18 protein-coding genes and 1 pseudogene are annotated in these 20,445 nt (G+C 68.8%); 14 read left to right on the top strand and 5 right to left on the bottom strand.

Going from position 1 to position 20,445, the window contains the following annotated elements; translation table 11 throughout:
• Positions 1 to 393: 393 nt before the first annotated feature.
• The 3 genes from IE262_RS21495 (at position 394) to IE262_RS21505 (ending at position 2,863) form a co-directional block, all read left to right on the top strand.
• Positions 394 to 1,341, top strand: coding sequence for a trypsin-like serine peptidase (locus IE262_RS21495; protein ID WP_189875717.1), 948 nt, complete (start codon positions 394 to 396; stop codon positions 1,339 to 1,341).
• A gap of 11 nt (positions 1,342 to 1,352) precedes the next feature.
• A complete protein-coding gene (locus IE262_RS21500; RefSeq protein WP_134038766.1) occupies positions 1,353 to 1,745 on the top strand; it encodes a carboxypeptidase-like regulatory domain-containing protein in 393 nt (130 codons plus the stop codon).
• Between the two features lie 239 nt (positions 1,746 to 1,984).
• Positions 1,985 to 2,863 carry a peptidoglycan-binding protein gene (locus tag IE262_RS21505; RefSeq protein WP_189875719.1) on the top strand — a complete coding sequence of 293 codons (879 nt, stop codon included), beginning with the start codon at positions 1,985 to 1,987 and terminating at the stop codon, positions 2,861 to 2,863.
• Positions 2,864 to 2,901: 38 nt separating this feature from the next.
• Here the strand turns inward: IE262_RS21505 and IE262_RS21510 are convergent.
• Positions 2,902 to 3,246 (bottom strand): annotated as a pseudogene (locus tag IE262_RS21510) (HAD family hydrolase); the annotation flags it as partial.
• A 57-nt stretch (positions 3,247 to 3,303) separates the two neighbouring features.
• Between IE262_RS21510 and IE262_RS21515 the strand changes: the two are divergent.
• From IE262_RS21515 to IE262_RS21540, 6 genes are all read left to right on the top strand, one after another.
• Entirely contained in the window at positions 3,304 to 3,492 is a 189-nt protein-coding gene (locus IE262_RS21515; protein WP_134038765.1) for a hypothetical protein, read from the top strand.
• Positions 3,493 to 4,435: 943 nt separating this feature from the next.
• Complete coding sequence (locus IE262_RS21520) at positions 4,436 to 4,639, top strand: cold-shock protein (protein WP_004986771.1); 204 nt, start codon at positions 4,436 to 4,438, stop codon at positions 4,637 to 4,639.
• Positions 4,640 to 4,871: 232 nt separating this feature from the next.
• Entirely contained in the window at positions 4,872 to 6,365 is a 1,494-nt protein-coding gene (locus IE262_RS21525) for a DEAD/DEAH box helicase (protein WP_189875721.1), read from the top strand.
• Positions 6,366 to 6,409: 44 nt separating this feature from the next.
• Entirely contained in the window at positions 6,410 to 6,757 is a 348-nt protein-coding gene (locus IE262_RS21530) for a CBS domain-containing protein (protein ID WP_134038763.1), read from the top strand.
• 47 nt (positions 6,758 to 6,804) lie between these two features.
• Entirely contained in the window at positions 6,805 to 7,113 is a 309-nt protein-coding gene (locus IE262_RS21535; RefSeq protein WP_189875723.1) for an SCO5918 family protein, read from the top strand.
• A gap of 758 nt (positions 7,114 to 7,871) precedes the next feature.
• Complete coding sequence (locus tag IE262_RS21540) at positions 7,872 to 8,222, top strand: MerR family transcriptional regulator (RefSeq protein WP_134038761.1); 351 nt, start codon at positions 7,872 to 7,874, stop codon at positions 8,220 to 8,222.
• Between the two features lie 689 nt (positions 8,223 to 8,911).
• Here IE262_RS21540 and IE262_RS21545 read toward each other — a convergent pair.
• A complete protein-coding gene (locus IE262_RS21545; RefSeq protein ID WP_189875725.1) occupies positions 8,912 to 10,069 on the bottom strand; it encodes a Dyp-type peroxidase in 1,158 nt (385 codons plus the stop codon).
• A gap of 87 nt (positions 10,070 to 10,156) precedes the next feature.
• Between IE262_RS21545 and IE262_RS21550 the strand changes: the two genes are divergently transcribed.
• Complete coding sequence (locus tag IE262_RS21550; protein ID WP_189875727.1) at positions 10,157 to 11,512, top strand: right-handed parallel beta-helix repeat-containing protein; 1,356 nt, start codon at positions 10,157 to 10,159, stop codon at positions 11,510 to 11,512.
• 51 nt (positions 11,513 to 11,563) lie between these two features.
• Here IE262_RS21550 and IE262_RS21555 read toward each other — a convergent pair whose 3' ends face one another.
• Both IE262_RS21555 and IE262_RS21560 read right to left on the bottom strand, forming a co-directional pair.
• Positions 11,564 to 12,352: a hypothetical protein gene (locus IE262_RS21555; RefSeq protein WP_229877377.1), complete on the bottom strand. Its 789-nt coding sequence runs from the start codon at positions 12,350 to 12,352 to the stop codon at positions 11,564 to 11,566.
• A 202-nt stretch (positions 12,353 to 12,554) separates the two neighbouring features.
• The gene (locus tag IE262_RS21560) at positions 12,555 to 14,972 is read right to left on the bottom strand and encodes an SdrD B-like domain-containing protein (protein WP_189875729.1); all 2,418 of its coding nucleotides are present in this window, start codon (positions 14,970 to 14,972) and stop codon (positions 12,555 to 12,557) included.
• Between the two features lie 679 nt (positions 14,973 to 15,651).
• On the opposite strand from IE262_RS21560, the gene IE262_RS21565 reads away from it, so the two are divergent.
• The 4 genes from IE262_RS21565 (at position 15,652) to IE262_RS21580 (ending at position 19,662) form a co-directional block, all read left to right on the top strand.
• A complete protein-coding gene (locus IE262_RS21565) occupies positions 15,652 to 16,608 on the top strand; it encodes a GlxA family transcriptional regulator (RefSeq protein WP_134038758.1) in 957 nt (318 codons plus the stop codon).
• Positions 16,609 to 16,728: 120 nt separating this feature from the next.
• The gene (gene gap / locus IE262_RS21570) at positions 16,729 to 17,727 is read left to right on the top strand and encodes a type I glyceraldehyde-3-phosphate dehydrogenase (RefSeq protein WP_134038757.1); all 999 of its coding nucleotides are present in this window, start codon (positions 16,729 to 16,731) and stop codon (positions 17,725 to 17,727) included.
• Positions 17,728 to 17,902: 175 nt separating this feature from the next.
• Positions 17,903 to 19,102 (top strand): PP2C family protein-serine/threonine phosphatase, encoded by a 1,200-nt coding sequence (locus IE262_RS21575; RefSeq protein ID WP_189875731.1) that lies wholly within the window; start codon positions 17,903 to 17,905, stop codon positions 19,100 to 19,102.
• A gap of 215 nt (positions 19,103 to 19,317) precedes the next feature.
• Complete coding sequence (locus IE262_RS21580) at positions 19,318 to 19,662, top strand: hypothetical protein (RefSeq protein WP_189875733.1); 345 nt, start codon at positions 19,318 to 19,320, stop codon at positions 19,660 to 19,662.
• A gap of 84 nt (positions 19,663 to 19,746) precedes the next feature.
• Here IE262_RS21580 and IE262_RS21585 read toward each other — a convergent pair whose 3' ends face one another.
• Complete coding sequence (locus IE262_RS21585) at positions 19,747 to 20,388, bottom strand: dihydrofolate reductase family protein (protein ID WP_189875735.1); 642 nt, start codon at positions 20,386 to 20,388, stop codon at positions 19,747 to 19,749.
• Positions 20,389 to 20,445: the final 57 nt, after the last annotated feature.

A 20,445-nucleotide genomic window follows, 5' to 3' on the forward strand; every position in this document is an offset into this window, starting at 1 on the left:
TCGACGGCTGGTAGCGACTGCGAGACGGATGCCCCCATTTGTCCGGGCATTACTGCCGGGCCCTACCCGGAATCCTCCAGTCGCCGCGAAATGGCTTGAACCCCTGCCCACTATCTCCCCTGACTGATCTTTCGCAGGTGAGATGAATGCCGCTGCAATCGGAATATGACATTCGAGGCAAGTGTGACCGAATCTCGCCTCCGTTGATCGAGCAAGTGCACTCTTGCACTCTTCTGCGCCTTCCACCCGCGTTGTTAGCGTTCCTGCGCTGGTGCTCATCTCGGGCACTTCAGTCACTTACGTCCCCCCTCGCATGTCCAAACGACTACAAGGAGAGGACCGTTGACGCGCCTTTCACCGATCCGCCGTTTACGAAGATCCCACCCACTGGCCGTGAGCCTGGTGATACTCCTCGGCAGTCTCGTGGCTGTACCGTCCCAGGCGGTCGCCCATGCCGCTGAGACGCCGCCTGCCGCGGCCGCGAGCGCAGAAGAAGAAGAGGGAGCAACCGACCTCGCCGTGGGTGTCACCTCGTCCGGCGAGGTGCTGGAGGCACCCCGTGGTACGCCGACCGCTACCACGGAGACGATCGAGCCCTACACGGGATCCGGCGACATAACGGATGCCGGCCCCAATGTCTCCTTCGAACCCGCGCCCGAGGACGCATCGACCGGCGGCGGCGATGTGTCCACCGACTCTGTCATCGGAGCTGACAACCGGACCCGCATCACAGCGACGACATCCCATCCCAGCCGAACCATCGTCTACCTGACCTCAAGTGATGCCAGGTGCACGGGTTTCCTGGTCTCCAAGGACACCGTCGTCACGGCTGGTCACTGCGTACACCCAGGCGGCACCGGCAGCACATCCGATTTCTACAACAACTTCCGTGCCTACCCGGGCAAGAACGGCAGCACCAATCCCTACGGGAGCTGCGGCTGGACCCAGGTGTGGACGGACACCGCCTGGATCAATGACGAGAGCGAGGCCCACGACTGGGGCGTCATCAAGCTCAACTGCAGCATCGGCAACACCGTTGGATGGCTCGGCTACCGCTGGCAGAGCGCCTCACTCAACGGGACCTCCGTGACGGTCCGTGGCTATCCGGACGACAAGGCATATGCCACCTTGTGGACGCACAGCGGGTCCATCCAGTACTCGTACACCCACGTCCTCGGGTACGCCATTGACACCGGCGCCGGCCAAAGCGGCTCCCCCGCCTACGACGCCAACCTCTACGCTGTCGGCATTCACGTGCGCGGGGCCGGCGGATCGATTGCTTACAACCAGGCCAAACGCATCACGGAAAGCCTGTTCAACATCATCCAAGGCATCACCTGACGCGGAGACATATGAGAGCCATCCGCCAAACCCTCCTGACCGGCGTCGTGGTCGCGGCGCTCGCCGCATGCGGTTCGTCAAGCGGTGACGGCCGGGACGGAGGCAGCACCCACGGCACCGTCTCCGGCAGAGTGCGCGCCCCTGACGGCACAGGGGTGCCCGGCTGTCCGGTCCTTCCCAAACTCGTCGAGGGCGATGTGGGCGTACCAGAGAAGAGCATTGTCACCAAGGAGGACGGCTCCTACACCTGGACCCTGCCCCCAGGCACCTACGACTTCACGGTCGTATGCGAGACCGAACGGGATCCCGCGGTACCGGATGAATACGGCGGACTCAAAGCGAACGCCTCAAAGGTGAAGGTCGCCTCCGGCGAAACGAGAACCCTGGACTTCGACCTGTCCTGAGCCGGTGACCTCTTGCTCGTAGGGCCGCTCGTAGGGCCAGTCATGCATTCGACCATGGGCTCGTCGGTCGGGGGCATGACTGGCCCGTGACGTCTTTCCTGTGCCCCCGGCAAGCTGGGACAAGCTACGCCCGCTTCGGGCGACCCTCCGCCCAGCAGCGTTATCTCCCTTGAGGGACCGCTGGTTGGCTGCCGGCGCTGCGCGACCGCATGGAGGCGCGGGGGAGAAGGCGCCCCAACGTGGCTCAACCACTGTCCGCAGACCAGTTCCGCGCCATCCTGAAGAAGTCCGGCGTCCGAGTCGTCGAGCACGGCAACTGGCGCACCCACAACCGCAACCACAAGGGGGCCTGGGGCCCAGTCCATGGCGTCACGATCCACCACACCGGCCCGTACTCCACCGAGGCCGGCATGGTGGAACTCTGCCGCACCGGATATACCTCCCTGCCCGGCCCGCTGTGCCACGGTGTCATCGACCGATCCGGCACCGTCCACCTCGTCGGCTACGGCCGTGGGAACCACGCAGGTTCCGGTGACGAAGATGTCCTGAAGGCAGTCATCGCCGAGAAGTCCCTGCCACCCGACAACGAAGCCAACACCGACGGCAATCCGCACTTCTACGGCTTCGAGTGCATCAACACCGGCGGCGGTCAGATGTGGCCCGAGGCCCAGCTGGATGCCATGCACAAGGTCAGCGCTGCCCTGTGCCGAGCACACGACTGGGCTGCCCGCTCCGTCATCGGCCACAAGGAATGGCAGCCCGGCAAGCCGGACCCCGCGGACATCGCCATGAACGACTTCCGCACCGCAGTGGCCAAGATCCTGGAGGGCAAGCCGACCAGCACCGTTCCCCCGGACGTCGACGAGCCGAGGTACGCCCCGTTCCCCGGCGCCGCCTACCTCCGCACCGGACGGCGCTCCGCCCTGATCACCGCGATGGGCAAACGGCTCGTCGACGAGGGTTGTGGCCGTTACAGCAAGGGACCAGGCCCCACCTGGACCGATGCCGACCGCGGCTCCTACGCCGCCTGGCAACGCAAGCTCGGCTACTCCGGCACTGACGCCGACGGCATCCCAGGCCCCACCAGCTGGGCCAGACTCCAAGTCCCGAAGCCCTGATCCACGCCCCGACAGGACACCAACCCTATGGCCACCGCCAACAGCGCCCCGTACGCGCGGGCGGTCTGGTTCGCGGCAATGACGACCCGCACCCCGAGCTCCCGCAGCGCCGCCAGGGCAGGCCAGACATCGTCGTACAGATCCCTCTCATCCAGTGGCTCGCCGCGGCCGACGGCCTCCATCGCGGCGCGTTCGGCGGCCACGTCGATTCCAGGGCGGACCAGACGCAGGGCGTCGGCGTTGTCGCGGCCTTGGGCCACGACGGCGCCGACGCATGCGGAGATGGTGTGGCGGGGCACGTCGAGCCAGTCGGCCCAGGTGGCCCAGTAGCGGTCGTCTCGGGTGATGGTCTCGCCGACGTCGAACACGATGCTTTCGAGCACTTCGAAAAGCCTACGGGGCCATGAGTGTTCCGGGGTTCTGCTCGCCAGGCTGAAGACATGCCCACCAACCCGAGCCCTGGTTCCGTGCGGCCATCTGCCGTCGTGAACGAGGAGATCCGCGCACTCATCAGGTCGTGTGGTGGCTGGCTGTACGGGGACGCCCGCACGAGGTATGAGCGGCTGGTGGAGGAGTGGACGCTCGCGGTGGCGGCCGAGCGGCGCATCGACGTCGTCAAGGCCGCGTAGTTGCACGTACAGCCGCCGCCGCTGCGGATCCAACGCCCCGGCCGCCTGCGGACCATTCCCCTGCCCCGGCTGCTCCGGCGCAGGCGCGCCATCCCGACGACACACCAACGCGGCCGGGTCCCACGATGGCGCCTGCAACGAGTAGTCGTCCGGACAGTTCGGTCCTGCCGGGCCCTGGGGGCCGGTCGCCCGTGTCGCCCTTCTCCCCGCGCTCACCCTGTGACCGGCCGGACCGCTCGGCCCGGCAGCGCCAGGTGGCCCGGACGGGCCCACCGCACCCGGCTCGTTCAGGGTGATTGACGCCCCACTCGGGAGCCAGGGGGCTCTCGATCCCCCTCCGGGCCACACGATGGGCCACACGAGCCCCGTGCGGATCACGCCGGATCGGGTCCCTGGCCTCAAACGGGGACCGCTCGCAGGGGCGTTGCGGGCGAGGTCGCGTGCTGCCGCTGAGGCGGTGGCCGACGTGCGGCCCGGCTGCGGGCGGTCACGTCCGACTACCTGCCGGCCACCGGCCGTCGCGCTCTTCGCGCTCTTCGCGCTCTTCGCGGGGATGTGACCTTCATCGCCGTAGCGGGTTTTCGGCGCGTTCAGCGCTGTGCCGTCCGCTGACGACGGCGGCAGCGGCACATCTCCCGCCGGCGGAGGTCAGGCGGAGGTCATAGGGCTGTGAGCGGAAGTGCACGGCAGAAAATGCCGCGCACACGGAGGGAAATATCTGTGTCCGCGGCATGAGAAATAAGGTGCGGGGCACGGTGAGTATTCCCTCAAACGTCGACCGGGGTGGAATTATCGACCGTGCAAGGCCGGTCGCACCGTGCTACTGTCGATCTCAGTTGCAGGTGTGGTTGCCAGAAGGTTCATTTCCGACGGGGTAATCATCACGGCGACACGGAATTCGCACAGTGCGAATTCCTGGCACCGCCTCCGAAGGAGAAATGACATGGCTACTGGCACCGTGAAGTGGTTCAACGCGGAAAAGGGCTTCGGCTTCATCGAGCAGGACGGCGGCGGCGCCGACGTCTTCGCCCACTACTCGAACATCGCCGCCCAGGGCTTCCGCGAGCTGCTGGAAGGCCAGAAGGTGTCGTTCGACATCGCGCAGGGCCAGAAGGGCCCGACGGCCGAGAACATCGTTCCCGCCTGACACCGGCGCTGACGCATACTTCGCAGCTGGGGCCCGCACCTCTGGGGTGCGGGCCCCAGCTCGCTGCTTTCAGGGCGCGCGACGGGAAAGATCCACCACATCAGCCGACCGGTGAAACATTCCCCGGCGGTCCGACGTCGCCCACATCGACTTTGGCTCGTCCCAAGATTCTCTGCGCCGCTCATCTGCTGCGGGAATTCCTTGCTACGTGCCCTATCAAGGAAGGTTCCGCATGCAGCGTGCCCGCACACCCCGCACATATGACCGCTTCGGAGGAGGAGCCGGCGGCAGCCGTTCCGGTGGTCCCCGCCGTTCCAAGGGCCCCGGAAATCGACAGGGCGGACGGGCCGTTCAGGGCGAGTTCGCGCCGCCGAAGACGCTGACGCCCGCACTGCCCGCCGTCGGGTCGTTCGCCGAACTCGCCATGCCTGCACGGCTGTTGGCCGCGCTCGGCCACGAAGGCGTGACCGTGCCGTTCCCGATCCAGGCGGCGACCCTGCCGAACTCCCTGGCCGGTCGTGACGTACTCGGCCGTGGCCGCACCGGCTCGGGCAAGACCCTCGCCTTCGGCCTCGCCGTACTGGCCCGTACAGCGGGACGGCGTGCCGAGCCACGGCAGCCGCTCGCCCTTGTCCTCGTCCCCACCCGCGAGCTCGCCCAGCAGGTCACCGACGCGCTCACTCCGTACGCCCGCTCCGTGAGCCTGCGGATGGCCACCGTCGTCGGCGGGATGTCCATCGGCAGGCAGGCCGGTGCGCTGCGTGCCGGCGCCGAGGTGGTCGTCGCGACGCCCGGGCGGCTCAAGGACCTCATCGACCGGGGCAACTGCCGACTGGACAATGTCGCCATCACGGTCCTCGACGAGGCCGACCAGATGGCCGACATGGGCTTCATGCCCCAGGTCACCGCCCTGCTCGACCAGGTACGTCCCGACGGGCAGCGGATGCTCTTCTCGGCCACCCTGGACCGCAACGTCGATCTGCTGGTCCGCCACTACCTGACGGACCCGGTCGTGCACTCCGTCGACCCGTCGGCGGGCGCGGTCACCACGATGGAGCACCACGTACTCCATGTTCACGACGCGGACAAGCATCGGACGACCACCGAGATCGCGGCGCGAGACGGTCGAGTGATCATGTTCCTCGACACCAAGCACGCGGTGGACCGGCTGACCAAGGACCTGCTGAGCAACGGTGTCCGCGCAGCGGCCCTGCACGGTGGCAAGTCCCAGCCGCAGCGCACGCGGACCCTGGCCCAGTTCAAGAGCGGGCATGTGACGGTCCTGGTGGCCACCAACGTCGCGGCGCGCGGGATCCACGTCGACAACCTCGACCTGGTCGTCAATGTGGATCCGCCCAGCGACCACAAGGACTACCTGCACCGCGGCGGTCGTACGGCCCGTGCGGGCGAGTCCGGCAGCGTCGTCACCCTGGTGACCCCTGATCAACGTCGCGGCATGAGCCGGCTGATGACAGCGGCGGGCATCACCCCTCGGATCGCCCGGGTGCGGTCGGGCGAGGCGGAGCTGAGCCGCATCACAGGCGCCCAGGCCCCTTCCGGTGTCCCGGTCGTCATCACCCCTCCGGACGCGGAACGTCCCCGTGGCGCGTCTTCCTCGTCACGGGGCCGTCGGGGCCGCAGGGGCCACGCCGGACAGGCCCGGCCCGTCGGCGAAGCGGCGCGCCGCAGGGCGCAGCGGCGGCCCGGCTTCGGCTCGGCCGCCTAGAGCCGCCGTGATCACCAGCCCATCCCTTCCCATAGGAGGCACCTATGACGGCGGCTCAGGCGCAGCACCAAGTAGCGGATCGCTCCCCCAAGCCCGTAGTTGACGACAGGGACACGTCCGGACCTCGGGTCCGTGACGACATGACGGTCGAGGTGGCTCTGTCCCTCATGGCCGGAGCCCGTGTCGATCACCTCGTCCTGTGCGACGGAGACGACCAGGGCACGGGCCTGATCACCCTGGCCCGGCTCGCCGTTCTCCGCGGCAGCCCGGCCTACACGGACCGGATCCGTCTACGGGACATCCTCGACGGACCGTTCACCGCTCCCGGCGCTCGGCCCGATGCCGTCGGGGAGCATGGCCGGACCCCGGGCGTCCTCACCCTCGCCCGCTGATCCGCCTCACCCGTTCGGCCCGTTCTCCTTCTCCTCTGTGAGGCATCATGCGCTGTGTCATCGCCCGGTACCCGTTCGAGCTCACCAAGGACGGGGTGCTGGCCTCGATGAAGGGCATCACTCCCGAACTCGTCACGGGTGAGTCCGTGACCATCGGCCGCCGCCGCTACCCGGTCAAGCAGGTGGGCCAGGTCATCACCCGACAGGACCGCCGCGACTTCACCAGCGGCGAAGTCGTCCGGGCCATGGCCCGCCTCGGTTTCACCTGTCACGCCCACCCCGACGCCGCGCCGGTGGGTGTCCCCACTCCGCTCCAGAGCGCTTCGGCGCTGCTCGGGGGCACCGCCACCCCATAGGCGTGAACACAGGCGGAAAACCGCCATCAAAGACCCGGTGAGGGCCCTGCCGACGCGCGTCGGCAGGGCCCTCACTGTCGTATCGCCGCCCTGCCGTATCACCGCCCCGCCGTATCACCGCCCGTCGTATGGCCGCCCGTCGTATCGCCGCCGGCACACGGCCACGGTCTCGGCGCCCCCGACGACCGGTTCCCCCGTTATCGCGGCCCACAGGAGACCTGCGGCCCCTGAGTGCCAAAATCTACTCTTGCCGGAGTAGACATTGGCTCTTGGTGCGGTTAATCTTTTTCTCGTTGACACGGTCAAGCGAGACCCGGCAGACACGAACTGGCGGGTAGCAGTACGTAAGTTCGCAGGTCAGTGCGGCTCTGGAGCTCCGAAGCCAAGGTGTTCTCAGAGCGGTGACGGGGCTGAGAGCCGCACTGGGCAGCCCGCAGGTCGAGGGGCTGCCGAACAGCATCACCGAGCAGTACCGCAGTACCGTTCACAGTGGTCGGTTCAGAGAAAGGACGGAGGAGCAGACGCCATCAGGATCGCCCGGCCCGGGAAACTCTCGGTCCGGGTACCGCAAGACCCCGGAATGGATGGTGGTCCCCGGTCACGCAGCCGCGATCCCCGCACCCCTCCCGTTGCCGGGCCGGGTAGCGGAAACAGAAGGTCGGCAGAGCATGAGGGCCGACAGATGGTGTTTCATTTCCTTCGGGGCCCTGGTGCCGTACGGCACCAGGGCCCCTCGACGCGTTGCACAACGAGGTGACATGGCAGCAGACACTCCACTCAGCGATCGTCTGGAAGACGACGACTACCCCGCATACAGCATGGGCCGGGCCGCCGAAATGCTCGGCACCACCCCTGGCTTCCTCCGAGCCATCGGTGAGGCTCGTCTGATCACTCCGCTGCGCTCGGAGGGCGGGCATCGCCGGTACTCCCGGTACCAACTGCGGATCGCCGCACGCGCCCGCGAGCTCGTCGACCGGGGAACCCCGATCGAGGCTGCATGCCGCATCATCATCCTTGAGGACCAGCTTGAGGAGGCGCAGCGCATCAACGCCGAGTACCGCCGTGCCGCGGACGAAGCCTCCGAAAGTTCCCGTCCCGGTTCCAGCTGATCACCCGGCGCGGACAGGCGGAAAGGAACCGTCCCAGGCGGGGCTGGACATGCGTTTTCCTGCGCAGTGCACTTGGCGTGCCCGTAGAGGCGGACACGGTCGACAGCGGTGCGATCCGGGCGCCAGGCATGGGGCACCCGGCCGCGGCCACACCTGGTGGCCACGTCATCGACCCCGCCCACAGCCACGAACCCGAATCCATCGGCCACGGACGAACATGTGGAAAGCGGGTCGGGTTCGACCTTGCACCGTTGGGGTCGTGTCATCGTCCGCCTGAGTGGGCCGGCCTGGGGGCGCAGGGCGCCGGGGCACAACGCATTGCCGCTCGGAGGAGTTGATCTCTCGGATATCGCCGGATGGATCAGCATGATCCGGCACGGACTCCGGGTCGGGCTTCTCCACATCGTCCGGTTCTGGCTCCTCCTCGGGAGCGATGTTCTCGGATGTGGCGCGGGCCCGCGGTACGAGCCGGGCCGCGGCCTCGGCGATCCAGCCGTCACCGGCCTCGCCGGTCGTCACCCTAATGATCCGCTCCAGCCACTGACGGGCCCGGAGGCGGGACTCACCTTGTCGTGACTGGCCGAACGCCGTTGCGCATCGCCCCCACGAACGCAAGCCCGCGGCTCCCTCCTGCTCTGAGCCGCCGCCGTTCAGCCACCTGGTCAGGCCCAAGCCACGGCGCGGCGCTATCAGCCGAACAACTGGGAGCCGAGCGGGCGTTGCCGGTCGAAGCCGGGGAGGATCAGGAAGGTGGCGCTGGCGGTTGTGGTGGTGAATGGCAGCAGCGCGTCGGAGGTGTCCATGTGGGTGAGGGTGGCGGTGAAGGTCCGCAGGTCGTTCTGGAAGCTGATGAAGAGCAGGCCGGGGGCGGGATCGTCGGTGCTGTAGGAGCGGCGGAGCATGAGGCCGACCCCGACCACGGTGGCGTGGGCCCTGCGCACATGGGCGTCCGCGGGGACGAGATAGCGCCCGTCCGGTGTCTTGGCGCCGAGCATCGGGCCCGAGTCGGCGGTGCCGCCGGAGAGAGGGACGCCGCTGGCCCGGCGACGCCCGAAGACCGCTTCCTGCTCGGCTACGGACAGGGCGGCGAACCGTGGCAGGTCGAGTTCCATGCGCCGCAGTACGGCGAGGGTGCCGCCTGCGACGGCGGGGGGTCCGGCCAGCCACAGGTCGCGTTGTTGTTCGGCGGTCGTGTGCGGGCCCACGATGCCATCGATGAAACCGAGCGGGTTTCGTGGCGCGGTAAGGCCCTTGCCGACGGACACGTTCGTACCGCGGCGTCCGGACTGCCGCCAGCGTTCGCGGACGCGGTCACCGGCCTGGTCCAGGAGCGCGGCGGCGACGACCGGTAAGAGCAGCGCGTCGCCGGCGCAGATCTGTATCAGCAGGTCACCGCCGCGTGCCCGCGGGGCGATCCGCTCACGGGAGAAGCGGGGGAGGTCGGCCGTGCCCGGCAGCGAGGCACCGGCCGCGCGCACCAGCCGGGGGCCCACGCCGACGGTCACGGTGAGGTCGCCCGGCGGCAGGCCCATCAGCCGTGGGTCGGTCCCCGCGACGAGTGTGCGGATGGCCTGGCCGAGTTCGGCCAGTAACGGGCCGGGAGCCACGTCGGCACCGAGGTCGGCCACCACGGCCAGCAGGTTGGCCTGAGCCTGCTGGGGGAGGGTGATGCCTGCCTGATGGCGGCCGGTTGCCGCAACCGGCTTCGGCGTGGCCGCCGCGGAAGGGGCGTGCCGGCCGGGCTGGGCGGAGTCCGATGTGCACCCGGCGGTCAGACCGGCGGCCACCATGGCGCCGCTGACATCGAGGAACCTGCGGCGCGACGGGTGGTGATCGGCTCGCTTCATGGTGTGCAGAGTGCCACACCGGAATCGTGCGTGCCGGTCAACCCCGTGATTCTGGTGTGGAATTGGGCGTCATGCCAAACTGGGATCATGCCTCGATTAGCTCTTCGCGTGTTGGCGGCGGTAGTGGGCACGCTGACACTTGTGACCGGCTGCAGCGGCGGTGACGACGGCGGCGACGACAGCGGATCGGGCAAGGGCCGGCGTCCGGCCGGTGAGCAGGTGACGATCCGCGTGCCCGGCGATGCTCCGACGATCTCGGCAGCGGTGTCGCTCGCTCGGCCCGGTGACCTGGTGCTGGTCGCTCCGGGCGTGTACCGCGAGTCGGTGAAGGTCTCCACGCCTCGTGTCACTGTTCGTGGTGAGTCCCGGGACAAGGTCGTCATCGACGGGCGGTTGCAGCAGCCGAACGGCATCCTCGTCACCGCGCCCGGGGTGGCCGTGCAGAACCTGACCGTGCGGAACAACACACAGAACGGGGTCCTGGTCACCGGTTCGGCGAAAGCGGCCGCCGGGCTGCCGGGGCAGTCCGGGGGCTACGACACCGGCGACGAGCCCGTCACCTTCCTGAAGTCGTTCCTGGTCTCCCACGTGACCGCGACCCGCAACGGTCTGTACGGCATCTACGCGTTCTCCGCGCAGAACGGTGTCATCGAGAACTCGTACGCGTCAGGCGGGGCCGACTCGGGGATCTACGTCGGACAGTGCAAGCCCTGTCGCATCGTGGTGCGGGACAACATCGCCGAACTCAACGCGGTCGGTTACGAAGGCACCAACGCCAGCGGAGACATGTACGTGGTCGGCAACCGACTGGTCGGCAACCGGGTCGGACTCACCACCAACTCCAACCACCAGGAGAAACTGCTCCCGCAGAAGGGCTCCGTCGTCGCGGGCAATCTGATCGCCGCCAACCAGCAGACGGCCACCCCGGAGCAGGCCGACGGCGGGTGGGGCATCGGCATCGGCATCGACGGCGGCAGCGACAACCAGGTGGTCCGCAACCGCATCGTCGGCAACAGCAACGCCGGGCTGGTGATCACCGCGACCGCCGACATACCTCCGGTCGGCAACCAGATCGTGGACAACACGTTCACCGGCAACGGCGTCGACGTCGGCTGGACGTTCCCCACCGCCACGCGGGGACGGGGCAACTGCCTGCGCGGCAACGAACTGCGCACCACGGTGCCCGCCCGGCTCGCGACGACCGCGTCCTGCCCGACGTCCGCCAAGTCGACCTCGCCGGCCGGCCAGTGGGCGACGCCGACGGCGCCCGGTGGCATCCCGTTCACCGATGTCGCGGCGCCTGCTCCACAGCCGCAGTTCCCCAACGCCCTCACTGCGGGCGCCACCGCCGTCCCGGCCGTTCCGGCCCTGCCGGACACGGCGGACATCCCGCTGCCGTCGGCGTCCCTGCTCGCCGCGGACGCGCGGGTGCGGACGTCGTGAACCCCTGAACCCGTGAACCCGTGAACCCCTGAACAGCGGCTACCGCAGCGGCTACCGCGTCGGGGTGACTCCGGGTACCGGCTTGACCGGAAGGTACTTCTGGGTGTCGAAATCGATGACCACCGGCTCCGGCTCGGAACTCACGCTGGCGCGGACCCGGTACATCGTGCCGTCCGAGCCGATCCAGTAGCGCACGTTGCCCGCCGTACCGGAGCGGCCTGGGGAGGAGGGCCCGGTCATGACGTCCACCCGATGCCCGTCCACCTGGTCTCGTCCCCACCAGGTGGCGCCGTTCTGCGGCAGCAGTTCGGCGTTGTCCGGCCGGTCGCTGCCGAGCTTGAGCGCGATAGCCAGCGACGTGTCCAGCGCGCTGCCGGACGACTGCAGCGGACGGCTGTACCAGCCCGAGCGGGGCGGCGACGCGGGTGCGTGCGCCGGGGCGTTCGCCATCGGGTGGACGAACACCGAGGTGGCCGTCCACTCGATCAGCCCGTCACTGGACGTGTCGCGCCCGGTGCCGTGCACCACGCCGTAACCGAGCTTGCTCCGGTAGTCGACGGAGCCGGTGACGGTCAGCCCACCGGCGGTGCCCGGCACAGTGATCGTCACGGCGCGGCCGCGCGCCTCGTAGTTACGGAACCGAGTGATCGCCAGCCGGTTCGCCTCGTCCGACGTCAGTGCGCGCGGACCGCTGGGGTCGGAGCCGCCGCCGGTGAACAGGAACGCGGCCCCTGCGGCCACCGCTACGGCCGCTGTGCCGATGACGGCTGCGGCCCGGCGTGGCCGCAGCCATCGGCGCCGGTCAGCCGCACGGCCCGGTAGTGCTTGCTGGGTTCTCACGCTCCGCACGCGGCTCGACGCTGACATTCTTCCGATTCACCCTCTCGATCACCGCACTGCTCGGCCGCCGTACGGTCGCGGCGGCACTCGGCAGTCAGTGGCAGACGACGCCAAGGCCGGCCCTCATGGGCCGGCCGAGACGTGATCTGCCCGTCCGCGCCGTGCAGATGACGGACGGGCAGATCACCGTTGTGCGGTTGGTTCAGTGTTGCTGGGCGCGACGGTTCCGGGTCACGAACACGATGACCAGGCCCGCACCCACCAGCAGACCGACGATGCCGATCATCTCCACCAGCCCGGACGTACCGGTGTTCGCCATGGAACCCCCGCCTCCACCGGCCGGGGCCGGTTGGTTGGCAGGCGGCGCGGGCGACGGCGGCGTGGAGGCCGCGGGCGGCGTCGGTGTCGGTGTCGGTGTGGGAGTCGGCGTCGGCGTCGGCGTCGGGGCCGGTGTTTCCTTGGGGATGTACACCCCGGCGTCGATCGTGTGATCGACCCCGCCCGGCTTGTCCGGCGCTGTGACAGGCGCGTAGCCGTTGCACAACCGTCCGCTCGTCGGCGGTGTCACGTTGGAGTCGTGCGCACGGTTGGCACCGGCCCGCGGGAGCGTGAACCTCAACTCGCTCGCCGACGGCTGCTCGGGCACGTCGCTGGTGTCCGCGGTGCACACGTCGAACTGCACCGTGTACTTCGCGCCCGGCGTGAGCTCGTACGCGGCGCCGACACCGCCGAAGTAGTACTCGCCGGCGGCATTGGTCTTCGTCGTGGCGACCTGTTTGCCGTCCGCGTCCAGCAGGTTGATCGTCGCCCCCGGCAGCAGCACGTGCCCCGGGTCCTGGATCCCGTTGCGGTCGCCGTCGAACCACACGACGTTGCCGATCTGGATCGGCGCGTTCGCCGCCGCGTACGCGATGTCACCGAGCCCGCCGGCCTTGCCGAACCCGCCTTGTTGTGCGCTGACGAACTGGAACCCGTTTTCGGTCGGGTTGTTGCCCGGGCCCTCACCGGTGGCGATGTTGTGGTACCCGGTCCCTGAGGTCGCGACATTGACGACCGGGTCGAACTCCGTGCTGACGACCCACTCCTGCCGCGGGATATAGGCCACCGACCCCAGCGCGGTCTCCTGGTGCGCGCCGGCGAAGGAGTCGCCCGGGAAGTATTCGACGACACCGGGGGCCTGGCCGCCGCTGTTGGCGGGGGTGGCGTGGTTGGGGCAGCTCCCGGTGCCTTCCCACTGGTATTCACCGGTGGGAGTGGCGCAGACCATGGTGATGTCACCACCGGACATGCCGTTCTCCGGCGTGTCGTCCCCCGGGCGGGGGTCCAGCCCTCCCCAGCCGAGCACGTCCATGAACCGGTCGCGGAAACCCAGGATCATCGAGCCGTCGCGGCCGAAGGCGAGCGAGGACAGCTCCGGCTGCGGATCGATGAAGACGTTGCCCGACTTCCGGTCGTCCCACGTGTCCAGGCTGGTGTTCCACGGGTTCCAGTGGGTGGCCTTGTCGCCGGTACCGAAGACGCTGCCGCGTTCGTACGTGAGCGACTGGCTCAGCACCGTGGTGAACCGGTTGCCGTCGTAGGTGGAGACGACGGCTTTCAGGTCCGCGCGCTGCTGCGTGCTCTCCGCGCTGCACACGCCGCCGACGTACAGCTTGTTGTCGTGGGTCTGGAGACCGAACGGCCGCCAGTCGTCGGGGCTCGCGCACCCCGGGTCCGGGATCGGGACCGTCGACTTGGGCGCCGCGGCGGTGGCCCCTGTCGCGTCGAAGCTCACCAGGCTGCGGGTCCGCAGGTTCACCGCGTACAGCGTGGAGCCGTCTTCCGACAGGGCCAGGCCACCGATGCTCTCCTTGCCCGGCGCGTCGGTGAACCCGGCATCCTTGATCATGTTGGCGGTGTCGTGCGGCGTCACCGCGGCGTCCGGCACCCGCGCGAACAGCTTCGGCGCACCCGAGCCGTTGACCGGCACCGTGTAGATCGCGCCCCCGCCCTGCGGCCCGTACGGGGCGTACCTGCGGGCGAACGCGCTCTGGAACAGCCGGGTCCGGTCCTTGTCGTACGCCAACCCGAACGTCGTGCCCACCTGGTCCTGCGTGGCCAGCGTGGTCGGGCACGCCACATCGGTGGGACACGTGCCCCGGTCCTTCGTCCCGAACGCCACCAACGCCCGGTTGTCGTTCCCGTTGGGGCCGTTGTGGATCGGCACGAAGTACCGCGAGTCCGGCAGCGTGTAGTCGGCCGGATTCCACACCCCCGTCACCACCGAGGCGTTCTTTCCGTCCGACACGTCCACGAAGGACGTGAAGCTGTCGAAGTGGTTCTCCGCCGTCGACGCGGGCGCCGCCCGCAGATAGTCGCTGTACGGTGCCGGGATCCTGACGTCGACGCGGTACTGGCCGCCGCTCAGCACGGTCGACCCCGAGACCACGACCTTTCCGGTGGCATCCGTGACGCCGGTGACACGGTGCCCGGCGGGGTCGGAGATCTCCACCTTCATGCCCCGCTGGGGCACGTCCATCGTCGCGTTGATCACGCCGGTGCCGAAGAAGTCGCGCAGCACCTGGACCGTCAGCGTGCCGTCATCGGCCGAAGCGGCGGCCGGTCCGGCTGTCGCTCCCACGGCGCCGCCGGCCAGCAGAAGAACAGATAAACCGATGCGCGCCAGCGGCCCCACAAGCCTTGGGGCCGACCGGCGCGAGTCTCTGCAGACTCGGTTCATGGCATCACACTCCACGCTTCTCTTGTCTTGAAGCTTGTCTTGAATCTTGTCTTGAAAACGCAGCGGTGTTTCTCGCTGCACGTCCACTTCGTGACCCCAGGCGCGGAAGCCTGTCGCGAACGCCATGCAAAAGAAAAAGGGCCCACCGTCGCGCGGACCACTTTGTGATGATCTTTTGACGGCGTTGTGGACGAGTCGTAAACGTCGCAGGCCAGGAAAAGCGCACACGCGTTCAGAGCCTCGTGCGGCACCGCCCTGCAGGGTGTGTTTTTGCAGCTCAATCACGGCGCCTCGCCCCCCCACCGCCAACCTCACCGACCGCCATCGCGAGCAGCGCGCGATATCCTATCCGCTGGATCTCGCCGCCACAGCAAAACCTGGGCATCCAACGGGATCCGTTAATAATCCCCGAACGCCCAGAGAATGGCGGCCGAAAGAACATACGACAGCTACGTGATGGCTGAATCCGGTCTTGTTGAGTGCGTTTACGCCCGGACAGGCCCCCCGGGCCGTGGTGGCGTACGCCCGCGTCGCGTTCACCACGGCGGATCGACGTCACGCCCCACGTAGCCTCTTTCCCATGTCAGCCTCCCGCCTGCATCGCGTCGCCGTCCTGGTGCTTGAGGGTGCGAAGCCGCTCGATGTCGGAATTCCCGCGCAGGTCTTCACCACCCGCGCGAGCATGCCGTACGAGGTGCGGGTGTGCGGGGCGACACCCGGTCTTGTGACCGGCGGCGACGGCCTGTCGTACTACGTCGCCCACGGCCTCGACGCGCTGGCGTGGGCCGACATCGTCTTCGTGCCCGGTTACCGGTTCCCGGACCGCGACGACCCGCCGCAGGCCGTCGTCGACGCACTGATCACCGCCCACGCTCGGGGCGCGCGGCTCGCCGCCATCTCGACGGGCGCCTTCGCGCTCGCCGCCACGGGCCTGCTCGACGGCAGGCGCGCCACGACGCACTGGCACTACACGCGTGCACTCGCGGCGAAGCATCCGCTCGTCCAGGTCGACGAGAACGTGCTGTTCGTCGACGAGGGCAGCGTGCTCACCTCGGCCGGCGCCGCCTCCGGCATCGACCTGTGCCTGCACATCCTGCGCGGCGACCTCGGAGTGGCCGCGTCCAACCACGCGGCCCGCCGCCTGGTCGCGGCCCCCTACCGCAGCGGCGGCCAGGCCCAGTACGTGCCGCGCAGCGTCCCCGAGCCGCTCGGCGAGCGCTTCGGCACCACCCGAGAGTGGGCGCTGCACCGGCTCGGCGAGCCCCTCACCCTCGACATACTGGCGCGGCAGGCCGGGGTCTCGCCGCGCACGTTCTCCCGGCGCTTCGTCGAGGAGACCGGCTACACGCCGATGCAGTGGGTGATGCGCGCCCGCATCGACCTGGCCCGCGAACTGCTCGAACAGTCGGAGCGCAGCGTCGAACAGATCGCCGCCGACGTCGGCCTCGGCACCGGCGCGAACCTGCGCCTGCACTTCCAGCGCATCCTCGGCACCACCCCGAGCGAGTACCGGCGCACCTTCACCCGGGGTGAATAGCACGGGTGAAGGGCAGCGTGGCGACAGTCATGGCGAGATCCTTTTGAACCATGGCGATCCCGCCGCTGTCAGTTGCACGAGCCGCGGGCGAGCCTGGTGGCGAAGGAAGGGACCTCACTCATGACTCGCATCGCCATCAACGGATTCGGCCGCATCGGACGCAATGTGCTGCGCGCACTGCTCGAACGCGACAGCGCCCTCGACATCGTCGCCGTCAACGACCTGACGGAGCCCGCCACGCTCGCCCGGCTGCTCGCCTACGACAGCACGGCCGGCCGGCTCGGGCGTCCGGTGACCGTCGACGGGGACGCCCTCGTCGTCGACGGCCGTCGGATCACGGTGCTGGCCGAGCGGGAACCGGCGCAGCTGCCGTGGGCCGACCTCGGCGTCGACATCGTCCTGGAAGCCACCGGCCGCTTCACCTCGGCCAAGGCTGCCCGCGCCCACCTCGACGCGGGCGCGAAGAAGGTGCTCGTCAGTGCGCCGTCGGACGGCGCCGACGTCACGCTGGCGTTCGGGGTCAACACCGATACCTACGACCCGGAGCTGCACACGATCGTCTCGAACGCCTCCTGCACCACCAACGCGCTCGCCCCGCTGGCCGCGGTGCTCGACGACCTCGCCGGCATCGAGCACGGGTTCATGACGACGGTGCACGCCTACACGCAGGAGCAGAACCTGCAGGACGGTCCGCACCGCGACGCCCGTCGTGCCCGCGCCGCCGGCGTCAATATCGTGCCGACCACGACCGGCGCCGCCAAGGCGATCGGGCTGGTGCTGCCGAACCTCGACGGCAAGCTGTCGGGCGACTCGATCCGCGTACCGGTGCCGGTGGGCTCGATCGTCGAACTCAACACGACCGTCGCCCGCGACGTCACGCGCGACGACGTGCTGGCGGCGTACCGCGCCGCAGCGGAGGGGCCGCTCGCCGGCGTCCTTGAGTACTCCGACGACCCGCTCGTGTCGTCCGACATCACGGGCAATCCCGCCTCGTCGATCTTTGACTCGGCCCTCACCCGCGTCGACGGCCGCCACGTCAAGGTGGTCGCCTGGTACGACAACGAGTGGGGCTTCTCGAACCGCGTGATCGACACCCTCGAACTCCTCGCCGCCCGCTGACACTTCCCTTGAGCGCTCTGGCCGGCCGGAGCGCTCAGGGCACAGGATCGGAGCCGCCCGGCCCTGGCGCTCATCGGCCTCGGCCTGTGCGGGGTGGGCCGGCGACAGGGCCGCAGCACCATGCCGTCCACGCTCGCCCGGGTCGGATGCGCGGCGGATCGTGCACATTGGAGACATGCACGTTGGGCAGCGTCTCGCCCGGGTACGGCAGCTGTGGCGTTCGCGCCATGCGCTGGTGGCGATTCCCCTTGCGCTGATCCTGGCCATCACGTTGATTGACGTGCACACCCCGGGATCTGTCATCCTCGCCCCGCTGCTGGTCGTAGCCCCTGCCCTCACCACCGCGTTCGCCGGCCCCTGGCTGACGGGATGCATCGGGGCACTGGCACTGGGAGCCCAGACCTACCTGGCCTCACGTACCGGGCTGGTCACCACGAACCACGTCGCCCAGCTCATCGGGCTGGCGGTCCTGTCGATCTTCGCCGTGCTCGTGTGCCTCCTGCGTGACCGGCATCAGGCGGAGCTGGCCCAGGTGCGGTCGGTGGCCGAGGCCGCGCAACTGGCTCTGCTGCGCCCGCTGCCCGACCGCCTGGGCCCTTTGCACCTCGCGTCCTCGTACCTGGCCGCGGAGAAAGAGGCCTGTGTCGGCGGTGACCTGTACGCGGTGGCGCGCACCGGCAGCCGCACCCGGGTGATCATCGGTGATGTCAGAGGGAAAGGGCTGGCCGCGATCGGTGAGGCGGCCACACTGATGGGCGCGTTCCAGGAGGCCGCCCACCAACACGCCACGTTGCCCGATCTCGCCGGGGCCCTGGACCGCAGCGTCTGCCGCTACCTATCCGAGTTCCCGGAATCGGACGAGGAGGCCCAGGAACACTTCATCACCGCATTGCTGTTGGAGATCCCTGACCACAGCCCTGTCGCACGGGTGACGGTGTGCGGGCACCCGCCGCCCCTGCTGATCAGACGTGGCCGCGTCATGACCGTCGCGGGTCCGCACACCGCGCCGCCGTTGGGCATGTGGGAGCTGGAACCGGATGCTGATTCCCTGCACGCGTTCTCGTTCCTGACCGGTGACACCCTCATTCTCTACACCGACGGCGTTGTGGAGGCCCGGGACAGTAGCCGTGCTTTCTACCCGTTGCAGGAGCGGGTCGGTCTCTTCGCGAAGAGCCGTCCCAAAGCATTCGTCCAGCACGTCCAGCAGGATCTCCTCGCCCACGCCCGAGGGGCTCTCGGCGACGACGCGGCCATCCTCGCCATCCAGCGCGCAGCCGCACCGCAGGCCGGACTTGGCATCAGCGATCTGGTACACAGCGATGAGGCCCACGCGGGGCCTGAGCAGGCCAATCTCCGGCCCACCTCTGACCAGTGAAATCACGGCACGGGAATTAAATGCTATGAACGCCTCAGGTAGTCAATCGCGATCAGCTCCACCTTTGACCCGTTCCGCATTGACGTATTTCCGGCACTCATTGACGTACTTCCGGCACTATTGAACATCGGGTTTCTTTCAGTTATCTGCGCGGTATCCCTGTACCAGTTCCTGCCAGTCGGCTGGAAATTTACCTGCAGCACAGGAGCCGCATCATGTTCAAGCGGACAACGACCCTTGCCGTCGCTACGCTTCTCGCCGGCCTGGGCGTCGCCCCCGTAGCCGAGGCCGCGCAGACGCATTCACTCGCCGCAAGCAGCGTCACGCTGTACTCAAAGGCGGACGGGCAAGGCAACTCGGTAAGTTACGCCCAGCCCGGGGATGTGCCGCTCGTGCAGTTCACCGCGAAGTCGGCCAAGAACACCACCAACCGCGAGGTCAGGCTCTGGTCGCAGGTGACGGCGGCGGGCAAATGCGGCGGCACCTACAGGAGCGTCCCCGCCGACGGCAGGATCAAGAACTTGGATCCCGCGAAGACCGTAAGGTGCATTCAGTTCTGAAGCCCGGCCGTCCCCAAGCCCGACCGTTCGCAGGGGCAGCCAAGGCTCGCCCGACGGCGCGAGCGGCGGCTGCCTCGAAGCCGCCTACGCCACCGCCTGGTCCGCCTTCCTCCCAGGCGCGTGGTCGGCCTGGTGGCGGCGGGTCAGGTGGGTGAGGGTGACGCCGTTGGGGAAGGCGGTGCGCTCGGCGACGTCGAAGACGGTGGGGTCGAAGGCGCCGTCGAAGGCCGGGATCCCGGCGCCGGCGACCACGGGGTAGTTCTTGATCACGAGTTCGTCGATCTCGGGCAGGAGGGCGCCCGCGAGCTTGCCGCCGCCGCAGAGCCAGATACCGAGGCCGGTGTCCTCCTCCCGCTTGAGATCGCGGACGAGGGCGAGCGGGTCGCCCGGGACGACGGTGACGGCTGGATCGATGTCCGGCTTGAGGGTGCTGGACACCACGTACTGGCGCAGGTGGGCGTACGGACTGGTGATCCCGTGGTCGAGGGCGGGGCGGTAGGCGCCGAGGCCCATGACGATGGTGTCGAAGTGCCGGCCCGGCGCGTCGGTGAGGCCGGCGGCGGCGCGGTGGGCGGTCGGGACGGTCTCGGGGTACAGCGCGGTGGTCCAGGCGGTGTAGGCGGCGCCCTGCTGTTCGTCACCGGCGGGGTAGAAGTCGTACTCGCCGCCGGGCCCGGCGATGCGGCCGTCGAGCGAGACAGCGACGTAGTACACGAGCTTTCGCAAGCCTGATCACTCCTCATGAAGTACTATGACTGAAGTGGTTTGAACGTAGTACTACAG

Origin of the sequence: Streptomyces bluensis (genome assembly GCF_014650715.1) — a bacterium.
Taxonomy (GTDB): domain Bacteria; phylum Actinomycetota; class Actinomycetes; order Streptomycetales; family Streptomycetaceae; genus Streptomyces; species Streptomyces bluensis.

Excerpts from the sequence above, each read along its gene's own strand:
- IE262_RS21500 (WP_134038766.1), top strand. The coding sequence starts at position 1,353 with ATGAGAGCCATCCGCCAAACCCTCCTGACCGGCGTCGTGGTCGCGGCG.
- IE262_RS21515 (WP_134038765.1), top strand. The coding sequence starts at position 3,304 with ATGCCCACCAACCCGAGCCCTGGTTCCGTGCGGCCATCTGCCGTCGTG.
- IE262_RS21520 (WP_004986771.1), top strand. The coding sequence starts at position 4,436 with ATGGCTACTGGCACCGTGAAGTGGTTCAACGCGGAAAAGGGCTTCGGC.
- IE262_RS21525 (WP_189875721.1), top strand. The coding sequence starts at position 4,872 with ATGCAGCGTGCCCGCACACCCCGCACATATGACCGCTTCGGAGGAGGA.
- IE262_RS21530 (WP_134038763.1), top strand. The coding sequence starts at position 6,410 with ATGACGGCGGCTCAGGCGCAGCACCAAGTAGCGGATCGCTCCCCCAAG.
- IE262_RS21535 (WP_189875723.1), top strand. The coding sequence starts at position 6,805 with ATGCGCTGTGTCATCGCCCGGTACCCGTTCGAGCTCACCAAGGACGGG.
- IE262_RS21540 (WP_134038761.1), top strand. The coding sequence starts at position 7,872 with ATGGCAGCAGACACTCCACTCAGCGATCGTCTGGAAGACGACGACTAC.
- IE262_RS21545 (WP_189875725.1), bottom strand. The coding sequence starts at position 10,069 with ATGAAGCGAGCCGATCACCACCCGTCGCGCCGCAGGTTCCTCGATGTC.
- IE262_RS21550 (WP_189875727.1), top strand. The coding sequence starts at position 10,157 with ATGCCTCGATTAGCTCTTCGCGTGTTGGCGGCGGTAGTGGGCACGCTG.
- IE262_RS21565 (WP_134038758.1), top strand. The coding sequence starts at position 15,652 with ATGTCAGCCTCCCGCCTGCATCGCGTCGCCGTCCTGGTGCTTGAGGGT.
- gap (WP_134038757.1), top strand. The coding sequence starts at position 16,729 with ATGACTCGCATCGCCATCAACGGATTCGGCCGCATCGGACGCAATGTG.
- IE262_RS21575 (WP_189875731.1), top strand. The coding sequence starts at position 17,903 with ATGCACGTTGGGCAGCGTCTCGCCCGGGTACGGCAGCTGTGGCGTTCG.
- IE262_RS21580 (WP_189875733.1), top strand. The coding sequence starts at position 19,318 with ATGTTCAAGCGGACAACGACCCTTGCCGTCGCTACGCTTCTCGCCGGC.